Genomic DNA, 24,536 nt, shown 5'->3' with positions numbered 1-24,536 from the left:
CCCCTCCTTACTAACTTAAATTGATATCGCTTCCATTTATGAATGGTTCGACATGGACCATTCTTTATCATTACATAATTGGTCTAACCAATTTTCATTATACTAAATTTTTTGACTTTTTCAACAATTATCCTTTTATTAGAATTCTCCATGCACAAATGCTTATAATGTTAGTGATTATAGATGGTTCCCCACCCGTATTAGCAAAATGAAATCACCTGGAAATGCCAAATGAACGGGAATGACTGAAACTATATCTAATATTGGTCTAACCAATTTTAATGTTTGATTTTTTTAATAATTATTTATTTTGTTATAAAATTGCGCTTCCCCTTGATTCATAAAAGAATGCTTGTTAAAATTATTCGACTATTAGTCGTACCAACATTATTTTAGGGTTGATGTTGAAGGATGTGAAGGAAGTAATGGATTCTATACCAGTTAAATCTCCAAAAGTGTACGAAATCATCTTCAATCAAATTAGGGAATCTTTTATTAGCGGTGAATTGAAACCAGGAGATAAATTACCCCCTGAACGGGAGTTGTCCAACCGTTTTAAAGTGAGTCGAACATCAATCAGAGAGGCCCTTCGAGTATTGGAAATTAACGGAGTCATTGAGGTCAGACCAGGTGATGGGACATTTATCAGAAAATCTGATGTTCAGTCACTGATCGAACAGCTATCCACCTCAATCATCAAAGCTGAAGACAACATGGTCTATGAAATGCTTGAAGTCCGTCGAGTAATTGAAACCGAATGTGCTTTTCTTGCTGCACAGAGAGCAAACTCTCTTGATTTACAAAATATCCTTAAAGCTCTAGAAGAAATGGCACGGTCGGAACATGATGAAGAATTAGGTTTGCGAGCAGATTTACATTTCCACTATAGTATCGCACAAGCCACAAACAATTCCATATTTGCTGGATTGGTCCATACCCTTAGTGATCAAATGAAAGATACTATCCGTGCCACCAGGCGACATCGTTTCGCAAAACCGGGTCATTTTCAAGAAACGCTTCAAGAACATAAAGAAATCTACCATTCTATCGCACTAAAAGAAGCGGACAAAGCCAAGCAATTAATGGATGCCCATATCCTTCGCATTAGAGAACAGATGGCCACGGCTACACTTGAAAGCATTGGAGATGACGCCAAAATTGCTGCTTATCAAAATGAAAAAGACCATCAACGTAATGCTGAAGGTGATAAATAAGCGTCCGCTCGCGATATAACTAACCAGAACATGGAGGTATACCTGATCTTTTTAGGTGATTAATTAAATTTGACATTAAAAAAGCGCCTTTCTCAGAGGGCGCTAAGCTGGTTTTATTATAGTTAAAAAATTGATCCCCTATATAAGTAAATGTTGTTTTTATCCTTTTGACATAGTGTAGTAATCAACGTTACATTCTTTTAGTGCATCATCAATCAATATAAGCTGATCATTAATCATTGATAAGTAGGAAATATGATAGTCATTAATTTGTTCCTTTAACTCCAACAGCAGCGTTTTGTCCCTAAGTACAAGGTAAATCTCGTCTGGATGTAACATATCACTTCTCCTTTTAGTCAAGATATTACCTTTTACCCAAATTATTACAAACATTAACTTTTAGATGTTTTGTACCATATTTAACAAAGGATATTTAGCTGGAGTTGGACAATAAGTTTTTTATTGGAAACCTGTCGTATATTAGTCTTTAACGTCGAATATGCCCCCTTCTTACTTTGTTGTGTTAGACTTAATAGATAAAACCATATTTTCTTGGGTTTAATTGACTTTTCTTAGTCACACATGTATTAGGAAAGGAGTGCATTAAATGGAGAAAATCAGCGTTTTTCTGGATGACTATCGGAAAGCACCCGATGGCTATGTGTTAGTCGAGACTATTGACGAATGTATAGAGCTATTGCAAAACTTTGATATTGAACATCTCTCTTTGGACCATGACTTATTAAATAAAACCAGGAATGGTTTTATGCTTGTTCAAAAGATGGTCAAAGAAAAACTATTTGCCAATCGCATTACTATTCACTCTGCCAATTCAGTGGGCGGTAAAGCAATGTACAACTGTTTAAAGCAAGCACAACAGAATTTAACTATGCCCCCTGCCATTATTGTATCCTTACGACCATTGCCCCTCAAATTCTTCCCGTCAAAGGTACTGCAGCATTATATAGATATACGATAAACCCTTCTAAAACTCAATCTCAATGTTTCGTAATGATTTTATTAAATTTGTTAGTAGGGGTAGGAAAGCTTTCCAAATAACAATATCTTAGAAGGAATTCCAAGTCCTCCCTAATAAGATAAGACCTTTAATGGCAGCAACTTTATTTTATAAGTTGTTGCTATTTATCATGATGGAGTTCACTTTAGTGGATAGATTACTAGTACATGCATACAACAAGTTTCCTGCAGTTTACGCCTATCGCCGCAAACATTTTTATGTATTTGGGAAAGGGAAAAACATTCACCCTCTCCCCTCGCTTGAAATAATCACAACAAGGGATTCGTTATAATCCGTTCCAACACTAATATTACTTTTGAGCTGGTGAGGTTTTTCACGGTTTGTGACTAGTTTTTTTCATTTCGGATTATGCGGACAGACTGCTCTGCCATATACTCCGCTCCTCTGGAAACATTATATACGACTGCGTATTCAGCACCTAAATATTGTAGAATATTTTGTATCTCATGAAATGGATTCTTTTTTCCGCAAGTATAAATATCAATGGCAGCATAATTCTTCTCTGGCCATGTATGAATGGACATATGTGAGGTGGATAGTATTAGCGTTCCTGTAACACCATATGGTTCAAATTTATGAAAGCTGCGATTCAAGACAATCATTTCCAACCGCTCTGCTGTATGATTCAATTGTTTTTCTAGTTCCTTTGCGTCATCAAGAATACTAGATTTACAGTTAAACGCATCAATAATGACATGGAATCCTTTAGTTTCCAATGTTTGTTCCCCCTTCTCTATCAATCAATGGGCCCAAATCACTTAAATCCATAAGTGTGGCACACTCCATTACTATTTAATAATTACAGTTTATGCATGTATGAGTGATTGCGATTGGACAACCTTTTTAAAAATCCGCAAAATCACAAATAATTAAGTCATTTATTTACTTACGGGAGTATGTATAACATTTGGAGATATCTTTAAAATTATTCAAAAATATCGCCAACATAATAAATAAAAGTTGGCGAATCCCTAAAATAGATTTCAATAATCCATTTCCTGCTGATAAAAGCGATGAAGTGTGAGTTGATCAAGTGTATTTACTTCGGCATAGTTACGCCCATAAAGGTGATAATTCTTAAATTGAAACAAAGAAGATAAATCTTTTGGAAGAGTTCCATAGGGGACATTAATTGATAGTTTATCCATGCGTTTCGTCCTGAATTCCTTTGCAGCTATATGAAAGCCCCAGTCACCAAAAGATGGAACGATTGTGTGGTAACTCATGACATCGAACCCAACACTCCCGATTGTCTGTCCTATACTCCAATAAACGAGCGGGGCATCATCCGGTGAATTGGATTGACAGACGAGTACGCCTTCATCTGCAAGGAAACTGTATAGATGGCTAAAAAGCTCTTTTGTGTATAATTTGGCTAAGATTTCATTTGCTGGGTCCGGGAAATCCACAATGATCACATTATATTTGCGAGTATTTGACGAAACGTATTTCTGGGCGTCCTGGATATGAACTTTTACACGTTTATCAAGGAATGATCCCTCGTTAAGCTTTACAATCTTGCGAACACTCTTTGCTACTTTAATGATTTCCGAATCGATATCAACAAGATCAACACGTTTGACATCACTGTACTTGAGGACTTCTCGAAGGGCTAGTCCATCTCCTCCCCCTAAAATTAAGACGCGTTTCCGTTTTTTAGACAGAGCCATCGCAGGATGAACGAGTGCCTCATGATAGATGCGTTCATCCAATGATGAGAACTGCAGTTGTTCATTGAGATACATTCTTATATCTTTAGCTTCCACTACATTGATATCCTGATATTTGCTAATCCTTTCATGAAGGACTTTATGCTTGAGTGCCTTAATTTCCCTGAGACCAATTTGGTCCCAGATATCTCCGCCGTTAAACGTTCGGCTTTCGTCTTGCATCCCATTCTTATTATTCATTTTTAATCTCCTCTTTATCATTGATGTAATGTCTCCGTTAAGGCTAGTATATGAAGGCCCTTGCTAGAATGTTTGCACAATTGTCCCATTAATTTTATTGGGAGATAGTTACTGTCCATGAATCTTAATATAATGACTCACTTGGGATATCAGTAGTGCAGATAGAAGGAATCCTTAATAAAATAGATCACTCCCGGATCAGAATCTAACAGGGAGTGATCTATTTTGGTCCAAAAGCTATAAGCGTTGATTTAAGTCATGATTTCACTTCATTAAAATTTCAGCAGGTCTCCTTTATGCGCTTCGAGCATTTCATCCAGTATTTTTTGGCAATGGTGTCTGATGGTACTAAAGGATTTATGGTCATTGCCACTAAAGCTTTATGATAATCTTCTGTGACAGCTTCAGCAGCGATCCTTTCAAAAGAATTAATTTGCTGGACCAATCCCGGACTGCTACTGGCAGATCGCCAATACTGATTGGTCTTGGTCCTTCTTTGGTGACCAGATTCATTGGCTGATTCATCTGGAATACTCGCTATCGCCCCGTAATTGCGTATATTGACTGGCTGAATATCCCGCTTATCATTGTAAATCGAATTGATGAGACTGCAGGCTGCTTCGCTGTAATACGCTCCACCGCGCTTTTCTAGTTGAGCCGGTTTAACATTAAGTTCAGAATCTCTATACAATTCAAATAGGTCCATTTTCAGTTGTTGAATGACCTCAGTCTGCGTCCCATTTATTGCTGAAGATTCCTTTTCTTCGATAACGGCCTTTGAATAGCCAAATGTTGCGTAATACTCGTAAAATACAAAAAAAGCAATTCACATGAAGTGTAATTGCTTTTTTTAGAAATATATGTTCGTGCTTCATCCACTCACACGGTGGATTATTAATTTTTTTCGCCTAGTTTAATTAGATCTGACATTACTTGTTTTTTACGATGGATAAAATCGTAATGGTGCTAATAATGCAAAGCGTGCCAAGCCACTCGGCAAAGCCGAAGGTTACATTCAGCCAGAAAACGGATATTAAGGTTGCGGATAATGGTTCAACCGAGGCAAATAAACTTACCTCAGAAGCCGAGATGAATTTGGTACTTTCCAAATAAAAATAAAAAGCAATGATCGTACCAAAAATGATGATGAATAAAACCGCTGAAAATGAAGGTAACGTCCAATTGCCTTCAAATGCCCATGGGGGATGGATGATGCTAAAGCATATGCCTCCAATCAACATGCCCCATCCCACAACAATCATCGCTCCCCATCTAGAAAGGAGTTTATAAGGCTGCAATGTATAGAATGCCAATGCAAAGGCTGATGTTACTCCCCAAAATACTGCCCACCCGGAAATGGATAATGTACGTATGCTTCCTCCCGTCACAAGCAAAAAGGTGCCTAAAATCGCTATGATCACAGCTATACTCACTGTAAAGCTTGGAAAACGTTTGGAGCGAATGGCTAAATAACAAGTGATCAGGGCCGGTGCCAAATATTGAAGGACAGTGGCAGTGGCTGCGTTGCCATGTTCAATCGCTGCAAAATATGTGTATTGAACAGCGAGCATTCCCAGAATGGCAAAAAGGATAATATGAAGCGCCTCTTTTTTGGTTTTCCAAATCTCAAAAACTTTCAGCCTTTCATTCTTATAAGCGACACCCAATAAGATGATTCCAGATAGCAACAAGCGTACAACAGTGAGCCACTCAGGACTGAAACCTTGCTGCTGAAACAGATATTGAGCTGCCGTCCCTGACACTCCCCATAACGCAGCGCCAGTCAGTACTAGTGCAATCCCTTTGTTTCTTGAAGGTGATATAGCAACTAAAGTATCATTACTCATTTTTTTCTACCCCGCTTTTTACACGTTCCGTATGGGCTTGAATTCTTAAATAACTTTCTTTCCAATTCTTTTCTATCACCTTAAGAACCATAGTGAGATTTTCATTCCTTAATGCCTGTATAATCTGATCATGCTCCTCAACGGAAAGGTGAACATCACTTACCTGATTGAAATAAAAAAGTTCCATTCGTATAAGTTTTTGTTTAAGTCCCGATAGAATCCGCTTCAATTCATCATTTGTAGAAAGGTTGATGTAAATGGAATGAAAGTCATTATCTTTCTGAACGGCGACTATTTGATTTCCTTCGTCGATTGCTTTTTTCACTTCATGATTGATGGCTTCCATTTCTATTAAGTGTTTTTCTTCAATGAAATCAAAAGCCTGTTCCATAGCCAGCTTTTCCAGTGTCCAAACAATGGAGTATATGTCTAATACCCCATCGAATCTAATAGGGGAAACAATAGTTGAACGGCTCGGCTTGGTCTCGACAAATCCCTCATCCTCAAGCCTTAATAGTGCTTCTCTTATTGGGGTTCTGCTTACTCCCAACTGCTCGGCTAATTCTTTATCGCGTAATTGCTGGCCTGGCGTTAGGATTCCCTGCACAATCCAATCCCGCAAGATCATGTATGCTTCTTCACGTACAGAAGTACGTTTTATTTTTTGAGATGAATTTGTATGCTTCAACGGCTATACCTCCTTAAAATACAGATATATAATATGCAATATATCACATATTGCATGCCGTAGAAAGAAATTATAGAAAATTTAAATCTTTGATCCTTTCTTAAAACATCAAGCACATTTTCACATGATAAAAGGAATCCTTCCATAGTAAAAACATTTCTTTTGGAATGATGAAAGTAATCCTTCTACCATGAGTCCTCGAGCTTTAAGATTTACTACGATTCACTGAAAAAAAGTTCTATTTTTCTGTATATCCATAGTATGTATTTTTAAATTCTTAGAACACTAGACTGAGACTTACGGCATTTTAGTTTAATGCTCCTGGAACTCACAAAGATTAGATAGTTTTCGCAAATGAAATGGATACTTCTTCAATTTACTGTCCATATCATGTGAAATTCGGTGTTTCTAAAAAAATGTCTTGAAAATGTCTTGGTGCTGACCGCACTCATTACATGAATATTCTATTTCCAATGCATCTTCAGTTACTGTATGAACTGTCTCTTTTTTACAAGTTTCACAAAATCTCTTTTCGGATATTTCTTTCATTTATCATTCACACTCCGTTTTATCATCAATTTTTGTAGCCTTGTTAATATTATTTTGCGAATATCCAACAGAAAAAATACCTTTTTCCTGAAGTACCTCAAAAAGAAGGTAAAGAACTCAGTGAAAAAGGTAATCAAATTGTTAATTTAACCTTGGATTCCAATACATCAAAGCTGCATGAAACGGATATTCGTATTCGAAAACTCCCTCTTTTTCCAACACATATTTATTTAAGACCGTTTTTACTTCATCATAAGAAAAATGATCATCAAGAATTTTTGTGGTATTATCTCGGATCACTTCTTCATAGGTGGAATAGATTTTTTTACTTTTCAATTTAACGATCTTACAGTCCGCCAGTATTCCAAGTTGATACAAAACATTCAAGATGTGTATGTAATCCCGTTTTCTTAAATTGATCGTATATCCTCGTTGCTTCAATTCCATATAATGAGGTTTTTCTGGTCCGGTTGTCATACCTACTATCACTAATCGAGCTGCAGAATCATTCATTTTTAATAAGGTTTGACCGATTTCTGTCATACGGTAATAACAGTTAAAACCAAATACTACATCATATTTGACCTTTTTGGTCTCACTTTCCCACTTATCATGAATCAACTCCATGTTTTCGAAACCTTTTTCGTTCGCCTGGGATTCCAAAAAATTAATAATGCTTTTGGAACTATCTATACAAGTTAGCTTCCTGACTTCTTTTGCAATTTCAAATGTATAATTACCCCATCCAGGTCCGATTTCCAATACATGATCATCCTGTTTTAATAATGCCAATAACTCTTGCTGCACAAGTTTTGCATAAGGGTCCGCTTTATGTTGTTTTTTCGCTGCAACCTTGGAAGCCCAAAAAGCTTCTTCTGCAGCATCATCCTTTAGCCTGTTAGGTATGTTTCCTGTATGATCTGCCATCGCCTGTTTCCAAAGTTCAATATAATCTGTCATCTTTTCTCCCCTGAATTCGTATGTATTTATCGGTTTTCAAATTAAAGCAAACAGCCAAATACTTCCTCTTTTAAATATATTAGCATACTATAGCTAAAACTTTGTTTTACACATAAGAAAAAGGAGCAAAAACTTTGCTCCTTTATCAACTATTGCTTATTTGTTTATACTTTTATCTTTTCGATAAAGCTGACCACGTATTTTCAAGCCATTTATCAAAGTCAGCTCCTTTTTCACCCTCATATGTATCATATATATCCATTCTCATCTTCTGGAGTTTCTCTTTGAATTCAGTATATGTGTGATTTTCAGGTAAACTCTTCTTGATCCTGACTAAGATTTTGGTCAAACCTTTAACCAACTCGCCCTTTTTCCTTGCTGGCAATTGAACATTTTCACCTAAACTTTTCAATTGACGGTAGGCGGCCTCTTGAACTTTATATACAGAATCATTACTCATGAGATTTGTGAGAATGTCAATTACTTGTTTATTTTTTGACTGACCTAATTCTTCGATCGCATCTAAACGTTCTCTCCAATTAGATTTGCGATTGGCAGATTTTTTTAATTCCTCATAGTTGGCAGGTAACTCGATACCCTTTGTTTCTTTGTTGTTCAAATGAATCATTTCTCCTTCTGTCTTAGTAATCCGGATATCAAAAATGTTAATCCGATACTACAATAATCCCATTACCAGGAATGGTTTATTACATTCCTTATTATACCCTTTTCTATATTTTAATATAGTTAAATTTGTTATTCATCTGTTGTATCCTCAATCAGTCGGGTGCCGGGGGTGCGATGCTTTGCTTCTACAAACTTACCTGCACCTATAGCTCAATAAGTAGCTTCAACAGTAAAAGGTATAAATCCTGCCTGGATTCATGCCCCATAGTTGACTATGAAGTATGCAGATATTAATAGCACAAATCTAGTCCACGTAATGTTTTTTATAATCTGGATGGATAGAAAACTTTTTACGTAAATCGGCGAGGTTTTCACCAAAACTTTCTTCTAATAGTTCTCTATGCTTCTCCATGATTTCCATCAGATACAAATCATGGATCATAACTTCTGTAATGGGCATCACTAATCCTACATGCATGGTCCATGCTGCACGGCTATCTTTGCCAAGCGAAACAATGCCTGCTACTACTTCTGAATCATCTCCACTGATAACAAGCCATCGTCCGCCATACTCTTCTGTAATTGCATAGCCCATATAATGGAGGTAAACATTAGCAAAATCACAGACGATTTCCCCATATGCAATAATTGTTACATTGACTCCTTTATTTGCTGCCTGTCTCAGTTCATACTCTAATTCTTCGAATTCGTCTTCCCATATCTCTAAAAGTATTCTTTTTTTAGCGGATAATATACAAGCTTTTACCTTATCGAGTATTTCATTGCGTCCCATGATATTCCATATATTTTCACGGTCATTTGCAGAACGTTCAAACTCCGCTAATGATTTTTCTGCCCGTTCAAAATTCTCTTCGGCTTTTATCCGACGGTTTTTTATTAGCTCCTTTGCAGGTACAGGCGTATATTGAGGTGTGTTTCCAGGACTAACCAGAATATCTCCTCTTATTGCAAGACTGTCAAGAATTTCATATATTCTTGAACGTGGTACACCGGAGTTTTTTGCGACTGCATAGCCTGTTAATGGCGATTCTTCCAATAAGGTAAGATATGCTTTCGCTTCATATTCGGTAAAATTTAGATTTTTTAATGTTTCTAAAATGTTTTCTTTCATAATCCCTCCAAAACAACCTTAGTCGCTACCTTTGTAACTAATATTTTAACAAAATCTGTTGACGCTTTCCATTTTCATCTAATATACTTACATAAGTAGTTACTTGAGTAGCAACTAATAAAAAGTAAGGGAGAAATAGTATGGATAGCTTACTTACATACATATCAATTGTTGCAATGATGGTTATTATACCAGGAGCAGATACTATGCTCTTAGTGAAAAACACGCTTAGCCATGGTACAAAAGCGGGACGGTATACGGTTCTCGGAATGGCAACGGGACTTTCTTTTTGGACGCTTATTGCAATTCTTGGACTATCTGTTGTGATTGCAAAGTCTGTGATTCTTTTCAGTGCAATCAAATATTTGGGAGCCGCCTATTTAATTTATTTAGGAATAAAAAGTTTTTTTGCTAAAAGCGTCTTTTCTTTAAAGGAAATTCAAGCACAAGCAAATACACCTGCAAAGCATTCAAATCGGCATAATAAAGATTCCTTTATGCAAGCATTACTTAATAATATTCTTAATCCAAAGACCGTTTTAGTTTATATTACAATCATGCCGCAATTTATCAATTTGAACGGAAATGTAAACCAGCAATTGATTATATTAGCTTTCATATTAACCTTACTCGCTGTATTGTGGTTTTTATTTCTTGTTTATCTAATTGATTATGCAAAAAAATGGATGAACAACTCCAAATTCCAAAAAGCATTCCAAAAATCAACAGGCTTAATATTAATTGGTTTTGGCATAAAAACAGGAATTTAATTTCATTTACCAACACATCTTCTTTGATTCTATCCGTTCAGAAAATTGAACGGTTTTTTTTATAAGTATGTAACGTACAGCTAACATACTGTAAACTAACCTGCACCGATAGTTTTAAAGAAAAAGCTTCCTTAAAATCTTCCATCCGTATATATGGCCCTGCAATATTGATCTGCAAAGACATTTTTCGCCTTACATCATCAATGGAGAATGATCAAGTTCCTAACATAAAAAACGTCAGTATTTTCTCATAAGAGAAGAAAATACTGACGAGTAATCCCTACTATGAAGTTTAAGCATCCTTTCAATCCAAGCCGCAAGCCTTGGCAAGTATTTCAACAAGGTGCATACTTTTCATTTGGTTCGCCGCTCCCTCCCTCTGGATGCCAATGCTCATTTGCATTTGGCATCCAGGGTTAACCGTCACTACGGTTGTTGCTTTGGTTTCTTTTAAGTTCTTCATTTTCTCATCAAGAATTTTCATGGATTCATCAAAGTGGAGAAGATTGTAAATTCCTCCTGATGCACAGCAGCGGTCAAACCCTTCCATTTCCACATAGGAAACCCCTGGTATGGATTGCAATAATGAACGGGGTTCCTTTTGGACCTTTTGAACATTGCGTAAATGACATGAATCTTGATAAGATACGATGCCTTGCCATTCTTCAGTAAAGGGAAGCGGTCCCAATTGATGAAGAACTTGACTGATATCTTTTGATTTTCCCGAAAAAACCCTTGCCGCCCCAGCCCATTCGTGATCATCTGACAATAGATGTCCATATTCAAGAAGCGAGGCGCCGCAGCCTCCTGCGTTATTTACAATGACATCCGCATCTGTTTTCATGAAGGCTTGGATATTCCTCTTTGCCAACGCTTTCGCTTGTTTTATTTCACCTTGATGGGAATGCAGGGCACCGCAGCAATTCTGATTTTCAGGGAGAATGACCTCACAACCCGCTAAGGTGAGCAACTCAATGGTAAGGCGGTTTATTCGTGACATCATGGAATCCATGATACACCCAGTAAAAAAAGCCACCTTTAATTTCGTTTCCCCTTTTGCTGGCATTATCATACCTGTCCGGATTCGTTTGGAGGACGGCTCGATGGCTGGAAGTGCTTGTTCTAAATGTGCAAGGGCAGGGGAAACCTTTTGCAGTACATTTGTTGAACGGATAAGCTTGGATAAGCCTGTTTTTTGATAGAAATGTACTGCACTTCCAATCCTATTCATTCGTTTTGGATATGGAAAAAGATGAACCAATGCCAATTTTTTGATCTTGGTCATATTATTTTTTTGGTTTGCTGACGGGGAGTTTTCAATGGCTTCTTTTGCCGCTTCGAGTATATGTCCGTATGGCACACCAACAGGACAGGCTGTTTCACAAGCACGACAGCCTAAGCATAGGTCGATTGGTTCAGCTAAATCTTTTTGGAAATCTATTTTTCCTTCAGCTGCCATTTTCACTAGATTGATACGACCGCGTGGAGAAGCGGATTCCACACCCATTGATTCATATGTAGGGCATGCCGGTAAACAGTATCCGCATTTTACGCATTGGTTTGTCCAATCATAGGCATCAGAATATAAAGTTTGGAGCGCAGCATTTGACTCATTCGGTTTGGCGGGTAGATTCATGTAACCAACACGACCCTTGTCTGTCCCTTATCTGGAAAAATCTTCCCTGGATTCAGGATATTATTGGGATCCCATGCTTCTTTTATTTTTTTCATCATATTCACCCCTGTTATTCCTAACTCCATTTCCATATATGGTGACTTTAAAGTTCCGATGCCATGTTCCCCGGAAAGGGTTCCGCCTAGTTCGATAGCTGCTTCAAAAATTTCACTGACTGCAAGCTCCACTTTTTTCATTTCCGTAATATTTCGTTTATCAGTAATGATGTTAGGATGTAAATTGCCATCCCCCGCATGGCCAAATACAACCAAGTTCAACCCGTATTTCTCCCGGATCTTGTTTAATCTCACCATCATCGCCGGTATTTGACTGCGTGGAACGGTCGCGTCTTCAGAAATTTTTGTAGGACCCATTTGTGTAATGGCCGGGGAGACCAATTTACGCGCACTCCAAATCGTTTGTCGTTCCTCCTCTGTCTCCGCAATCTTGACATAGGAAGCACCTTCCGCCCTGCATATATTGGCGCATTTATTGATTTCTTCCTCAATCGCCAATGGGTGACCATCTATTTCTATGATCAAAATGGCTTCTGCCTGAAGAGGCAAACCGGAAGGCCGATAGCTTTCAACTGCACGGATGCAAGCATTATCCATCAATTCCAGTGCAGATGGTAGAATTCCTGACGATAAAATGCTGGTAATGGCATGGCCAGAGTCTATCAAATGATTGAAATGGGCGACAAATGTTTGTTTAGATTGAGGTTTTGGTATTAAGCGGATGATTGCCTCAGTAACGATGCCCAAAGTACCTTCCGATCCCACGATCAATCGGGTCAAATCATACCCTGTTACATTTTTTACGGTCTTTCCGCCAGTACGAATGATTTCTCCCGTCGGGGTTACCACCTCCAGGCCTATCACATATTCTTTTGTCGTTCCGTATTTCAATCCCTTTGGCCCGCTGGAGTTTTCTAATAGATTCCCGCCTATAGTGGCTACATTGGAGCTGCTTGGATCCGGAGGATAGAACAAGCCGGCTTCTTCAGCCTTTTTATGAATATTTGCCGTAATTACACCTGGAGAGACAATGGCAAGCATATTTTCCCGATCAATGATCAATTTATCCCGTAAAAGGGTCATATCAAGAACCATCCCCCCTTTAACAGGTAAAGGGCCGCCACTTAGCGAAGTTCCAGATCCTCTAGGGTAAACAGGTATTTTGTGAGTATTAGCCAATTTAACCACTTTACTGATTTCCTCCGCATTTTTTGGCTGTATAACGATTTCAGGTAAATATTCCCCAAAAGAAGCGTCATAGCTATAACAATACCTTTCTGCCAAATCAAGGAACATTCTGTCACCTGGTATTACCTGACTAAGATCGTCCAAGGCTTCTTTCTCCATGCTTTTCACTTCCTTTCTTATTAATAGTAAGTTGGAAAAGAACTATTTGTATGTAATATAATGGAATTTTATGATCCTGCTAGATATAATGATGAAAAAAAGGAGGTTATTTTTTTGAAAATTGCATTGATTCACGCAACCACTACTGCACTAAAACCAATTGAAGTGGCCTTTCGGACAGTTGCTCCGAACATTGAACTCCTTCATTTCATGGACACGGGTCTTCTCCCCTTGATGGAAAAGAGCGGCAAGTTAACTCCGGAAATCACCCGCCGCTTTTCTTCATTAGTGAATATAGCCTATGGGTCTGACGTTTCATGCATCCAACTTACTTGCTCCGCCTTTAATGACATCACTGCAATTTTACAACCTCTATATCCTGTAAAGTTATTTCGTTCAGATGAAGCCATGCTTGATGAAGCACTTCGCTACACTAGCATCGGCCTGGTTTCAACCGTAAAAGAAACACCGATCGCCCTTCAAAATTACTTATTAAATAAGAATCCGGACTGTATGATCGAGTCATTGGTCGATCCAGGGATCATCCATTTATTATCACAAGGAAAAAGAAAGGAACATGACGATCGGGTTAAAAAGATGGTGGAACAATTGGATGGAAAGACAGAAGTGATTTTGCTTTCACAATATAGTATGGAGCATATTGCAAAGCAGGTTAATCCTTCTGTCCCTGTCCTAACGGCACCTCTATTGGCTGCCAAAAGGTGTTTCGATCATTTGAATGGAACGTACAGTTGAGTTTTCTTCGAAAAAAATCAGAGCTTAGCAAGCATGATCGTTTGTCACATCTTATATATCGTTTTTAACCGTTTGTATGATGGGAACCGCCAAAAACTTTCCCGACACCTTGAATTTTTTCAAGTATTACGATTAGAAGGACTGATATGAAAATAACCACGCTTGACACGGATGCAACGATTGGATTGTAGGCATCCTGCATTTGCGAGAAAATCTCGATCGGCAGCGTTCTCATTTCCGGTGATACCATAAAGAGAGAGACCGTTACATTATCAAATGATGTCAAAAATGCGAATAATCCCCCTGAGATGGCCGCGGATCCAATTAGCGGCAGAGTCACTTTCATGAATACTGTTAATGGATTCGCTCCTAGAATGGCAGCAGCCCGTTCGAGATTGTAATCAAATCCACTTAAACCGGTTAAGACGAGCCGCATAACATAAGGTATGCAAATGACGATATGGGCAATTAAAAATCCTGTAGACGTACCGGCAAGCATCATTGGTGTAAAGTACATTAAAAGTGCAATCCCTAAGACTAATTGCGGCACACTTAATGGTGAAGTTAATAGGGCCGTAATATACGATTTTCCAGGTATATCATACTTTGCGATGCCAAGGGCACCCAAAGTTCCGAATATGACGGAGAAAAGGGCAGCTAATGCTGCGAACTTCGCACTGTTCAAAAATGCTTCCAAAAATTCAGGACGCTCCAAAATCTTGGCATACCATTGAAGTGAGAAGCCTTCAGCCGGAAAACTTGGATAATTGGCACTTGTAAAAGAAGCGGGAATAACGACAATGAGCGGTATCAAGATATAGATAATGGCCAACACGGCAACAGCAATCCGCAGGCCGCCAAACGTTTTCATCATCGGAATACCTCCTTGAATTTCCCTTTTTCAAACGCTCTGGTAAATACGGCTACTGATATGACAGTGGTTGCTAATAGAATATAAGAAAGTGCAGATCCGAAAGTCCAATGCAGCAGGTTATTTATTTGATCATAGATGACAACAGGCATCACTGGCACATTGGCTCCCCCCATCAGTGCAGGGGTTACATAAGCACTCATTGACAAACTGAATACGAGAATGCAGCCAGATACGATACCAGGGATACTTAGCGGCAATGTAATCGAAAAGAACCTTCTGAATGGGCTTGCCCCAAGTATGGCTCCTGCCTTATCGAGAGAAGGATCGATATTATAAAGACTCGCAACGATGGATAAGATCATGAAAGGAAGATATGCATTGGAAAGCCCGATCACAACTCCGATTTCCGAAAACAATAGTTTCAATGGTGCATCTATTATGCCAAGGGCCATCAAGGTTTGATTAATCGTTCCGTTAGGCAATAGCAGGAGGTACCAGCCAAAATTACGGACAACAATACTTACCAAGAGCGGTGACACGATCAAGAGAGTGATATACCCTCTGACCCGCGCTGAACTTTTGGCCATCGTTAAGGCTACCGGATATCCAAGAAATAAAGCAACCAAGACCGAATATAAACTGATCTTCACTGTCAGCCATAAAGAAGATAAGTAATAGCTATCGGAAAATAATTGAGTATAGTTTTTCAGGCTATAAACTGCCTCCGCTCCTCCCAGATTATCTGTGGATATGAAGCTTAAATATAAAATGTATAACATCGGGATGACAAAGAAACCGAATATGAAAAGTAGAAGCGGCGTTAAAAGGAGTAATCCTGGCACCCATACTTTCCTTTTCTTGTTTTTAGGTTTCTTTTGCGGCTCAATAGGATTCGTATCCTTTTCTATTTCTTGACTAGCATAACTTCTGATGGGCTCCATCCAATCAACACCTCACTTCCATTTTGCCATGATGAATCGAAAGCGGAAGTCAATACTTGAAAACTTTTCCCCTGTAATAGAACATTGATTTCCCATGAGGTACCAAGATAATTAATTTGGCTGATCTTAGCACGATGGAAATCCAAAGGAGATGTAGATTTTTCATCAAGAGAGACAATTTGCAGTTTTTCTGGTCTAATATAAAGCTTCACCTTATCCCCAGTATTCAAATCACTATCATTTCCCATGATGTTATTTGCATCAACATGAGTGATATCAGGCCCTATCTTGACTGAAACTTTCCGCTTATCCACAGCAGACACATTCCCTTCAAAACAATTCGATTTCCCGATGAATTGAAAGACGAATTCTGTCTTAGGATGATTGTAAATCTCAGTCGGTGTACTGATTTGTTCAATTTTCCCTGCATTCATGACCACGACCCGATCAGACATGGAAAGAGCTTCTTCTTGATCATGAGTCACAAAAATAGTCGTTACGCCAATTTCCTTTTGTAAACGCTTTATCTCGGCCCTGAGTTCATGGCGCAGCTTTGCATCAAGGTTTGAAAGCGGTTCGTCAAGCAAAAGGAGCTCTGGTTCAACTACAAGTGCCCTGGAAATCGCAACACGCTGACGCTGCCCTCCAGATAATTCCCGTGGATAACGATTTTCCAATCCTGACATTTTCACTAATTCAAGCGCTTTACTTATTTTCTTTTTTTGCTCAGCTTTACCGACCTTGCGCAGCTTCAAGCCAAAACTAAGATTTTCATAGACAGTCATATGAGGAAAAAGCGAATAAGTTTGAAAAACCATTCCTAAATCTCGCTTATAAGGCGGAACCTTCGTAACATTATTGCCCTTAATATGAACCTCGCCCCGATCTGCATCGAGGAACCCTGCAATGAGGTTCAAGGTTGTTGACTTTCCGCACCCGGAAGGCCCAAGAAGAGTGAGTAACTCTCCTTGTTTCACCTCCAGGTCAATGCCATTCAGGACAACATTCGCTCCAAATTGTTTAAACGCGCCTTTTATCTCTACATCATTTTTATTTGAACCGAACCCCTGAACTGCCTCCAGGTGCTGCCTATTAATTTCCACATCTTTTTTTAATACTTCCATGTGATCAACACGCTCCTTTTATTTGAGTTTTTTCCCTAATTCAGGAGTAACCTCTTTCGCCCATCTGTCTGACACCTCGGCACGGATTTCGGCAAACTTGGCGAAATCAGGTTTGAATGTTTTATCACTTGCTTCAAGACCGATTGACTCTTCATATTTCTCTGGGATTTTCATGCCTTCTACCGTAGGATAAAATCCTTTTTCGGAAATTAATGCTTGAGCTTCTTCACTGATTACATAGTTGATGAATTCAAGGGCTTCTTTGCTATTAGGCGTATTTTTCACTAGACCTGCGCTGAAGGCTTGAAGCGGCACGCCTTCTTTAGGCACGGCCATCTTAATCGGAATACCTGAAACGGCTAGTTCACCTATGGAATAACTTCCCATGACCGTTACGTCAGCAGCTCCTTGTTGGATTGCTGGCATCATTTGCGTTGAGTTTTTATAAAATGTATTGGAATACGCTGCAAGATCTTTAGCCTTTTCTAGACCCGGCTCCATATCTTCCGTACTGCCGCCGTTTGATATCGCCAGACCATTAAGGGTATTGAAGCCCCAATCATTCGTAATATCTGAAAATGCCGTTTTACCCTCGTACTCAGGAGAAACAAGATCATTCCAGGATTCAATTGATTTTAACCCTTTCTTTTTGAAGGTTTCCGTATTATAAGCTGGTGCAATGACTAAACCGAATGCTGGTGCGGCCGTCTTTTCAACCGGAATGAAACGCGGGTCCACCGATTTCATATTGGGAACATTGGACTCATCAATTGGTACGATCAGTTCCTTCTCCTGAGCGCGAATTACATCAACCGGTACAAAAAGGGCAACATCTATTTGCGGAGCGTTTTTCTGTAATTCCACTTTGGATAGGATTTCACCTGATAAACCGGAAATATAATTAACAGTGATTCCCGTTTCTTCTTTGAACTTTGGTGCAATCACATCTCGGATGGCACTTTCAATGACACCGCCATTACCGGCTATCGTAATTTTCTTCTCTCCTTTTTCCCCTGCACTTGTTTGTACGGATTCCCCCGGTTTTTGTGGAGTGGGGTTACCACAACCCGCAAGAGCGATCAATACTATTATCGATAATAGACTCATCAGTTTTTTCATTGTCATTGCCTCCCGTTTTTCATTGATTTTCAATAATTCCTTGTTCGGTAAAATAATTCATGGCTCCTGGATGAAAATCGAGTGGAACTTGTTTGGTTGCTTCCTCTATTGAAATATCAGAAGCAGCCGGATGTGTATGCTGCAGTTCAGGCAGATGTTCATATAATGTTTTCACAAGATTGTATGCATGAGGGTCAGACATTTCCTTGTAGGTTACCAAGACGTTTTTAATTGAAATAGTTTGGACATTTTTCTTCATTCCCCTGTATGTATCTCTAGGAATTTCATCATGAGTATAAACTCCATATTGTTTCTGAAGACGTTCAATGATGTCTCCTGGTATTGGAATGAAAGATAGCTCCATTTGTTTGGATATGAAAACGATTTCATTATTCGGAATTCCCGAAGAAAAGAAAGCTGCATCAATGGTACCATTTCGTAATGCTTCTGCGGATTGTGAAAAAGAAAGATAAGATAAATTCAATTGATCAGTCGGTAAATCAGATTCTAACAATACCCGCTCTGCAATAAGTCTTGTACCGCTTCCTGCCGTTCCCACACTAATGCGTTTACCAACTAAATCTTCTAAGGAATCCATATCATTTTGTTTAGCAGTAACAATTTGAACATAATTGGAATATAGGGCCGTTAAAGCTCTTAACTTGGATTTATCCGTCTCTGGCAAATCCAGTACATCCACTGTGGTAAAACCAATTTCTGCCCGATGGCGGCTAACCAATTCAGTATTTTCGATGGAAGCATCGGTTACCTGGGTTCCTGACACAGCTCCATTATATTTTTCATACATATTTGATAATCTTTGTCCTAATGAAAAATAAACACCTGTCATATCTCCAGTCCCAATGATTAGCATCCTATTATTTAAATCCTGTCCTTCAGAAGTTAGTTGACTCTGAATCAAGGTAGAAGCAGGTTTAGAAATTTCCTGCTGCTCATTCATAAAAGAACATCCTGTCATGAAACAAAATAACAAAGCGACTTTTATAAAGAGTGCTCCATTCTTCATCGTGGCCCTCCTTTCTTAATGAATTTAGATGCAAATATCATGCCAAGTCGATTTTCTGCTTTAATACGCAAATCCTGCCGATTTTTTGGGTGTTACTCAAGTATAAACCGGCAATTTTTTCCGGTTACACAGAAAAAAATGCCGGTTAACACGATAATCCTGTTATTCTCCTTTTGAAATGAGCTTGATTTTATCACGAAGGCTTCTTTCAGAAATTTTTAAGATTTGAGCTGTTTTTTGTCGATGGTTTTTACAATATTGAAGAGTGGCCGTTATGACCTTTTCTTCTATCTCTTTCATGGAAATGCCAATGGGAATCCTAAAACTGTTAAAATCGTCGTCATTGCCATCCGGCTGGAGAATGAACTTCTGTTCTTGTACATATTGCGGCAAATCGGTTTCTTCCATTCTTTTCGAGTTTGATAGGGCCACAGCATATTCTATAATGTTACCAAGCTCACGGACATTCCCAGGGTAATGATAATCCAGTAAAATTCGACGTGCGGTTGCCGAGAATGTCTTTTCTTCACGATTCATATCCTTAGCGTGCTTTTTTAAAAAATAATCCATAAGGATCGGTAAATCTTCTTTTCTATCTCTTAAAGGCGGCATCGAGATGGGAATGACATTTAGCCTGAAATACAAATCCTCCCTAAATTCCCCTTCCATCACCATTTGCTCCAGGTTTTTATTGGCTGCACTTATAATCCGGACATCCAATGAGATTTTTGTATTAGATCCCAGTGGCGTCACTTCCCGTTCCTGCAATACCCTTAATAATTTAGCTTGAAGTGGAAGGGGCATTTCACTAATCTCATCCAGAAAAAGGATGCCTCCATTAGCAGCAACGAATTTCCCTTCCTTCCTCTGAGTTGCACCGGAAAATGCTCCCTTCTCGTAACCGAATAATTCAGATTCCAGCAGCATCTCAGGAATTGCTGCACAATTGACAATCTGCATGGGATTGTTTTTCCTTCTTCCCAGCGTATGGATGTTTCGGGCTACAAGCTCCTTACCAGTACCACTCTCACCCGTGATAAGAACACTGGAATCAATATCTTTCACTCTTTCTATCATTGAGAAAATACGCTGCATCGCCTTGCTGTTACCAAGGAAGTTACCAAATCTCTTTTGAATCTCTAATTCTTCATGCAATGTCTCCAATTGATTGGAAATCTGTTTGAATTCGGCTGCCCTCATCAAGAGCAAAGAAAGCTCTTCTATATTAATTGGCTTTTCAATATAGTAGTAGGCTCCTTTTTTTATAGCCTCGATGGAAGTTTCAATGGATGAATAGGCAGTCATCATGATGACTGTCACGTTAGGTGCTATTTGTTTGGTTTTCTGTAGGACATCAAGTCCACTTTTATTCCCTATTCTCAAATCAAGTAACACAATATCAAAGTGCTGATTCTCGATCTTTCGAAGACCCTCATCGGGGTCAGTAGTTGTTACGACTTGATAGGAATCTTCCAATGCAAAGCTAAGAGCGGTGCAAATAGCAGGTTCATCGTCAATCACCAATACTTGCATTTTCATATTACTCCTCCTCTTTCCAGGCTTCTATTCGATATATAAAGGTAGTAAAATGGTGAATTTCGTTCCTGAATTAGGATAACTCTTCACATGGATATCTCCGTTATTCTCTTTAATTAGCCTATACGATAACGTAAGTCCCAAACCGACTCCCTTTTCTTTATTTGTGAAAAAAGGTTCGAAAATATGGTACAGTTCCTCCTGTTTCATCCCTTTTCCTGTATCGGATATGGTAATCCGCCCTGTCTTTTCGTTCTCTTTATCAATGGTGATATTAATGGTCTTTTCTTTTGTTTCTTCAACGGCATGAATCGAATTCAACACCAAGTTAAGAAGTACTTGTTGAATTTGTTGTAAATCTATATAAAAAATAAGGTCCTCCTCAATCGTCTGCTCGAAATTTATTTGGTTTTTTTCCATTGTCACCTTATGAAAAGCAAGTAATGATATAAGTTCATGAGCGTGACAATTGGTAATATTTGGAGGTTGCGGACGTGCATATTCAATTAAATCGGTAACAATCGCATTCAAACGATTAACTTCTGTAGGCAAGTGTTCCATTAGAACTTGTCGGAATTGAGGATTATCATATTTACTCGGAAGTAAATCAATGAATGTTTTTATCGATGTCAAAGGATTCCTTATTTCATGTGCGACGCCTGCAACGAGTTGACCAAGAGCGTGCAGCTTTTCTTGTGTGACCAATTTTTTCTCCAATGTTTTCTTTTCCGTCTCATCACTCATGGAAAGCAAATATCCGGTTTGTATATCTTCAGAATTGAACATCTTATGCATCGAATATGAAATCATCTTCTGTTCATTTTCCTCATTAAGTACCAAGATCTGAAAAGAACCCGTGCGATTATTCTCCCTTTGTTCTTGATGTAAAGCTTCGAAATTCTTCATTAATTGTGAATGATTCATAAGATTCAGAATCATTTCCTTGGAAATGTTGAGAATGTCCGATGCCTTTGCATTGCAGCTGGTAATCACGAAATCGAGATCGAATGTGATGATTCCATTATTGATATTGTTTAAGATTTGATCTTTGAATGCTTCAGCGTTAGCGATGTTTTGCCTTTGTTTCTCTAAATCCTTATTTAATAAATGTAATTTTAACGTCTGGTTATGAACGGATTTTTTTAGCTTTTGATTCCATATGTAAATGAATAGTAGGATAAGGGCTACTGCAGTTAAGCTGATAATCAACCAGAATATGAATTGCTCCAGCCTAGCAATTTTTTGATTGGATTGTGGCATGACCCATTTATCAATTATCCCATTGATATTCCGGTTTGCTTTAAGTTCTGTCAGTGTATTATCCATCATGAAAAGAAGCGATTGATTCCCTTTTTTTACTGCAATCGTATAATCCGCCGGTTCAATGACTTCATCAAGAATGATGTAATTCTTTTCTTGGCGGAATTTTTTTAAATAGAAATCAGCAGTCCATTTGTTTCCGATGAATACATCTGCACGGTTGTTCAATAATGTTAAAATACCCGAGTATTGATTCGAAACGGTCGTTAAATTTGTATTCCTCATATTGAGAAAAGTACTGATTACTGGAGTGTTATGGTCAAGGACAACATGTGAATCACGTAGATCCGTTAACGTATGAATTTCCTGTTTCCTTTTACTAGGAATGATTATTGATTGGGACATTGTAAAATAGGATTGAGTGAAATCAAGTCGGTTATCTTTTTCGGTATTATAGGTACTTCCAACAATGGCATCAATTGTTCCGTTACTCAAGGCTTTTTCGGCTTCTTCCATCCTCATCGGAATATATTTGAAATCTACGCCATTATATTTTGCTATTTCCTCCATTAAATCAATATTGATGCCTGTCAGCTCACCAGCTTCATTTTCAAATGAAAATGGAGGAAGAGCACTTTCTCCAGCAATTATAAAAGTCTTTTGTTCAGCAAAAACAGCGGGAGACCAAAGCGTTTGAACATAGACTATCATGCAAAATATACTTAGTTTAAACAGCTGCTTTTTAATTAAGAGCCCTCCTTCTGTGTCAAAATCCTTGCAGTCAGTGTTTCTCGGCTAAAACACCATGATAATATACTTCTCCAATAAGGGCTTGAACCCTTTAAAATGCAAAGAATTCTTGACACAATCTAACAATTTCCAACAAAAAGTTGTGTAATTCTGTCTTAACAAATAAATTTAACCCCAGCAACCTTTGCTGGGGTTTAGGTTAGAGATAGACTTCTTATTTTAAATTAGAAGAAGAGCCAGTTTGCTTTTTTTAAAAATCCAGTTGATTTCAGAATTTCGCTCCCTTTCCGCCGCCTGTCTGCCAAGCTCCCCGACCAAACGTCTGTTTAGATTCTGCTAGCCAGTTATTCGGCAGGAGTGTCGCATATTTCTTCAATCTAATGGGGGTTTCATTCTAAAAAAATGAAGGATAAACATGTCTTTCTTTAAAATCATGGTTGGCATTGAGACACTTCGGAACATATAGATACATTGGCATTTTTATGTTAAAGTAATTTCAATTTCAAGGCTTATTAACATTTGCCGTAACGCTCCAAGATGATAAGCTGAGTGGGCAGTGGTCGCATTTTCATTTGTCAGCCATTTTCCTAAATCGAAATTTCAAAAAAAGCCCAATTTCCCAGTATTAAAATTGAGAAATTGGGCCATTATTTTCATTACTTAGTTTCTTTAAGGATCATTACTTTTTTTCTTATCGAATATACTAATCCTTTAATCCCTTTCCATTGAGAATATTCTGCATACATTTTTCAACTCTTGACTCTCGAGTTTTAGATTGTTTCGGTTGAGAAAAATGAAGAATGTATGCTCTTTGCCGTCCCGGGGTCAATGCTTCAAAAGCAGTTTTCAAGGCAGGGATTTCATCGAATTTGTTTTGAAGTTCTTCAGGAATTATGAATTCTTCGTTCTTTTTAAAATTTACTTCCAAACCGGCTTTTTCAACTTCAATGGCTTCATGAATATAGGCTTTCAGAATGGTTTCCGTTGCTACTATTTCTTGAACATTGGTGAACCGAATCTGGCGCGCCCCCTGTACATTCTCCGTTGGATTAGAATCCCATGGGGATCCTGTAACAAGGAACCTTTGTGAAACAGAAGTGCACAATATTCTTTAAATCCATGTATTAAAACGATGTTTTTTTTCTCAAACGTGTAACAAGGATGCATCCACTTAAATTCTTCGGTCAGGTCACAGTCAAGAACGATATTTCTCAGCGTCTCATATTCGTCCTTCCACTTTTTAGCTTTACTTAAAAATTCATCAACCTTAGGATTCATTCTACTATTTGACATCACGGAACACTCCTCTTTCCGAGCAGTTTGCTTTTCTTATGCGTTAGCTAAAAACTAAAAAACAGGTTAAGAGACTTGATC

General features: G+C 38.3%; 22 protein-coding genes and 1 pseudogene. 4 read left to right on the top strand and 19 right to left on the bottom strand.

Going from position 1 to position 24,536, the window contains the following annotated elements:
- Nucleotides 1-425 precede the first annotated feature (425 nt).
- Nucleotides 426-1,214, top strand: coding sequence for a FadR/GntR family transcriptional regulator (locus LQ188_RS02755; protein WP_230175957.1), 789 nt, complete (start codon nt 426-428; stop codon nt 1,212-1,214).
- 159 nt (nt 1,215-1,373) lie between these two features.
- On the opposite strand, the gene LQ188_RS02750 is transcribed toward LQ188_RS02755, so the two are convergent.
- Nucleotides 1,374-1,553: a hypothetical protein gene (locus LQ188_RS02750; RefSeq protein WP_101222167.1), complete on the bottom strand. Its 180-nt coding sequence runs from the start codon at nt 1,551-1,553 to the stop codon at nt 1,374-1,376.
- 268 nt (nt 1,554-1,821) lie between these two features.
- On the opposite strand from LQ188_RS02750, the gene LQ188_RS02745 reads away from it, so the two are divergent.
- Complete coding sequence (locus LQ188_RS02745; RefSeq protein ID WP_096339513.1) at nt 1,822-2,193, top strand: cyclic-phosphate processing receiver domain-containing protein; 372 nt, start codon at nt 1,822-1,824, stop codon at nt 2,191-2,193.
- A gap of 386 nt (nt 2,194-2,579) precedes the next feature.
- Here the strand turns inward: LQ188_RS02745 and speD are convergent, their stop codons facing one another.
- The 8 genes from speD to LQ188_RS02705 form a co-directional block, all read right to left on the bottom strand.
- Entirely contained in the window at nt 2,580-2,969 is a 390-nt protein-coding gene (gene speD, locus LQ188_RS02740; protein WP_157830986.1) for an adenosylmethionine decarboxylase, read from the bottom strand.
- Between the two features lie 267 nt (nt 2,970-3,236).
- Entirely contained in the window at nt 3,237-4,163 is a 927-nt protein-coding gene (locus LQ188_RS02735; RefSeq protein ID WP_157830987.1) for a spermidine synthase, read from the bottom strand.
- Nucleotides 4,164-4,443: 280 nt separating this feature from the next.
- Nucleotides 4,444-4,908 carry a hypothetical protein gene (locus LQ188_RS02730; RefSeq protein WP_230176015.1) on the bottom strand — a complete coding sequence of 155 codons (465 nt, stop codon included), beginning with the start codon at nt 4,906-4,908 and terminating at the stop codon, nt 4,444-4,446.
- 184 nt (nt 4,909-5,092) lie between these two features.
- A complete protein-coding gene (locus LQ188_RS02725; RefSeq protein ID WP_230175956.1) occupies nt 5,093-6,010 on the bottom strand; it encodes an EamA family transporter in 918 nt (305 codons plus the stop codon).
- On the bottom strand, nt 6,003-6,698 hold the full coding sequence (locus tag LQ188_RS02720) for a GntR family transcriptional regulator (protein ID WP_230175955.1): 696 nt from the start codon (nt 6,696-6,698) through the stop codon (nt 6,003-6,005). The genes LQ188_RS02725 and LQ188_RS02720 overlap by 8 nt, the downstream gene beginning before the upstream one ends.
- Nucleotides 6,699-7,388: 690 nt before the next feature.
- Nucleotides 7,389-8,207: a methyltransferase domain-containing protein gene (locus LQ188_RS02715; RefSeq protein WP_101222174.1), complete on the bottom strand. Its 819-nt coding sequence runs from the start codon at nt 8,205-8,207 to the stop codon at nt 7,389-7,391.
- A 172-nt stretch (nt 8,208-8,379) separates the two neighbouring features.
- On the bottom strand, nt 8,380-8,835 hold the full coding sequence (locus LQ188_RS02710) for a HEAT repeat domain-containing protein (protein WP_230175954.1): 456 nt from the start codon (nt 8,833-8,835) through the stop codon (nt 8,380-8,382).
- Nucleotides 8,836-9,138: 303 nt separating this feature from the next.
- Complete coding sequence (locus LQ188_RS02705; protein WP_101222176.1) at nt 9,139-9,966, bottom strand: TrmB family transcriptional regulator; 828 nt, start codon at nt 9,964-9,966, stop codon at nt 9,139-9,141.
- Between the two features lie 140 nt (nt 9,967-10,106).
- Between LQ188_RS02705 and LQ188_RS02700 the strand changes: the two genes are divergently transcribed.
- The gene (locus LQ188_RS02700; protein ID WP_101222177.1) at nt 10,107-10,736 is read left to right on the top strand and encodes a homoserine/threonine efflux transporter; all 630 of its coding nucleotides are present in this window, start codon (nt 10,107-10,109) and stop codon (nt 10,734-10,736) included.
- Nucleotides 10,737-11,040: 304 nt separating this feature from the next.
- On the opposite strand, the gene LQ188_RS02695 is transcribed toward LQ188_RS02700, so the two are convergent.
- Both LQ188_RS02695 and LQ188_RS02690 read right to left on the bottom strand, forming a co-directional pair.
- A complete protein-coding gene (locus LQ188_RS02695) occupies nt 11,041-12,372 on the bottom strand; it encodes a (Fe-S)-binding protein (RefSeq protein ID WP_230175953.1) in 1,332 nt (443 codons plus the stop codon).
- The gene (locus tag LQ188_RS02690) at nt 12,369-13,775 is read right to left on the bottom strand and encodes an FAD-linked oxidase C-terminal domain-containing protein (protein ID WP_230175952.1); all 1,407 of its coding nucleotides are present in this window, start codon (nt 13,773-13,775) and stop codon (nt 12,369-12,371) included. Before LQ188_RS02690 ends, LQ188_RS02695 begins: the two co-directional genes overlap by 4 nt.
- Before the next feature lie 114 nt (nt 13,776-13,889).
- Between LQ188_RS02690 and LQ188_RS02685 the strand changes: the two genes are divergently transcribed.
- A complete protein-coding gene (locus LQ188_RS02685) occupies nt 13,890-14,531 on the top strand; it encodes a hypothetical protein (protein ID WP_101222180.1) in 642 nt (213 codons plus the stop codon).
- 64 nt (nt 14,532-14,595) lie between these two features.
- Here the strand turns inward: LQ188_RS02685 and LQ188_RS02680 are convergent, their stop codons facing one another.
- The 8 genes and pseudogenes from LQ188_RS02680 to LQ188_RS02645 form a co-directional block, all read right to left on the bottom strand.
- Nucleotides 14,596-15,402 carry an ABC transporter permease gene (locus tag LQ188_RS02680; protein ID WP_094246734.1) on the bottom strand — a complete coding sequence of 269 codons (807 nt, stop codon included), beginning with the start codon at nt 15,400-15,402 and terminating at the stop codon, nt 14,596-14,598.
- Complete coding sequence (locus tag LQ188_RS02675; RefSeq protein ID WP_230175951.1) at nt 15,402-16,346, bottom strand: ABC transporter permease; 945 nt, start codon at nt 16,344-16,346, stop codon at nt 15,402-15,404. Before LQ188_RS02675 ends, LQ188_RS02680 begins: the two co-directional genes overlap by 1 nt.
- Nucleotides 16,310-17,470 (bottom strand): ABC transporter ATP-binding protein, encoded by a 1,161-nt coding sequence (locus LQ188_RS02670; protein ID WP_230175950.1) that lies wholly within the window; start codon nt 17,468-17,470, stop codon nt 16,310-16,312. Before LQ188_RS02670 ends, LQ188_RS02675 begins: the two co-directional genes overlap by 37 nt.
- A gap of 18 nt (nt 17,471-17,488) precedes the next feature.
- Nucleotides 17,489-18,589, bottom strand: coding sequence for an ABC transporter substrate-binding protein (locus LQ188_RS02665; RefSeq protein WP_230175949.1), 1,101 nt, complete (start codon nt 18,587-18,589; stop codon nt 17,489-17,491).
- Between the two features lie 19 nt (nt 18,590-18,608).
- Entirely contained in the window at nt 18,609-19,616 is a 1,008-nt protein-coding gene (locus tag LQ188_RS02660; protein WP_230175948.1) for a TAXI family TRAP transporter solute-binding subunit, read from the bottom strand.
- A gap of 162 nt (nt 19,617-19,778) precedes the next feature.
- Nucleotides 19,779-21,155 (bottom strand): sigma-54 dependent transcriptional regulator, encoded by a 1,377-nt coding sequence (locus LQ188_RS02655; RefSeq protein WP_230175947.1) that lies wholly within the window; start codon nt 21,153-21,155, stop codon nt 19,779-19,781.
- Between the two features lie 24 nt (nt 21,156-21,179).
- A complete protein-coding gene (locus tag LQ188_RS02650) occupies nt 21,180-23,123 on the bottom strand; it encodes a transporter substrate-binding domain-containing protein (protein ID WP_230175946.1) in 1,944 nt (647 codons plus the stop codon).
- Between the two features lie 742 nt (nt 23,124-23,865).
- Nucleotides 23,866-24,455, bottom strand: a pseudogene (locus LQ188_RS02645) (YdeI family protein).
- Nucleotides 24,456-24,536: the final 81 nt, after the last annotated feature.

The organism is Peribacillus sp. Bi134 (genome assembly GCF_918698065.1).
Taxonomy (GTDB): Bacteria; Bacillota; Bacilli; order Bacillales; family DSM-1321; genus Peribacillus.
Note: the sequence above shows the minus strand (reverse complement) of the source record. Positions and strands in the feature narration are given on the sequence as shown.

What these genes read in the sequence shown, in the direction of transcription:
- LQ188_RS02755 (WP_230175957.1), top strand. Translation starts at nt 426, where the DNA reads ATGGATTCTATACCAGTTAAATCTCCAAAAGTGTACGAAATCATCTTC.
- LQ188_RS02750 (WP_101222167.1), bottom strand. Translation starts at nt 1,553, where the DNA reads ATGTTACATCCAGACGAGATTTACCTTGTACTTAGGGACAAAACGCTG.
- LQ188_RS02655 (WP_230175947.1), bottom strand. Translation starts at nt 21,155, where the DNA reads ATGAAAATGCAAGTATTGGTGATTGACGATGAACCTGCTATTTGCACC.
- LQ188_RS02715 (WP_101222174.1), bottom strand. Translation starts at nt 8,207, where the DNA reads ATGACAGATTATATTGAACTTTGGAAACAGGCGATGGCAGATCATACA.
- LQ188_RS02705 (WP_101222176.1), bottom strand. Translation starts at nt 9,966, where the DNA reads ATGAAAGAAAACATTTTAGAAACATTAAAAAATCTAAATTTTACCGAA.
- LQ188_RS02665 (WP_230175949.1), bottom strand. Translation starts at nt 18,589, where the DNA reads ATGAAAAAACTGATGAGTCTATTATCGATAATAGTATTGATCGCTCTT.
- LQ188_RS02650 (WP_230175946.1), bottom strand. Translation starts at nt 23,123, where the DNA reads ATGATAGTCTATGTTCAAACGCTTTGGTCTCCCGCTGTTTTTGCTGAA.
- LQ188_RS02710 (WP_230175954.1), bottom strand. Translation starts at nt 8,835, where the DNA reads ATGATTCATTTGAACAACAAAGAAACAAAGGGTATCGAGTTACCTGCC.
- LQ188_RS02680 (WP_094246734.1), bottom strand. Translation starts at nt 15,402, where the DNA reads ATGAAAACGTTTGGCGGCCTGCGGATTGCTGTTGCCGTGTTGGCCATT.
- LQ188_RS02670 (WP_230175950.1), bottom strand. Translation starts at nt 17,470, where the DNA reads ATGGAAGTATTAAAAAAAGATGTGGAAATTAATAGGCAGCACCTGGAG.
- LQ188_RS02690 (WP_230175952.1), bottom strand. Translation starts at nt 13,775, where the DNA reads ATGGAGAAAGAAGCCTTGGACGATCTTAGTCAGGTAATACCAGGTGAC.
- LQ188_RS02700 (WP_101222177.1), top strand. Translation starts at nt 10,107, where the DNA reads ATGGATAGCTTACTTACATACATATCAATTGTTGCAATGATGGTTATT.
- LQ188_RS02660 (WP_230175948.1), bottom strand. Translation starts at nt 19,616, where the DNA reads ATGAAGAATGGAGCACTCTTTATAAAAGTCGCTTTGTTATTTTGTTTC.
- LQ188_RS02745 (WP_096339513.1), top strand. Translation starts at nt 1,822, where the DNA reads ATGGAGAAAATCAGCGTTTTTCTGGATGACTATCGGAAAGCACCCGAT.
- LQ188_RS02725 (WP_230175956.1), bottom strand. Translation starts at nt 6,010, where the DNA reads ATGAGTAATGATACTTTAGTTGCTATATCACCTTCAAGAAACAAAGGG.
- LQ188_RS02735 (WP_157830987.1), bottom strand. Translation starts at nt 4,163, where the DNA reads ATGAATAATAAGAATGGGATGCAAGACGAAAGCCGAACGTTTAACGGC.
- LQ188_RS02675 (WP_230175951.1), bottom strand. Translation starts at nt 16,346, where the DNA reads ATGGAGCCCATCAGAAGTTATGCTAGTCAAGAAATAGAAAAGGATACG.
- LQ188_RS02695 (WP_230175953.1), bottom strand. Translation starts at nt 12,372, where the DNA reads ATGAATCTACCCGCCAAACCGAATGAGTCAAATGCTGCGCTCCAAACT.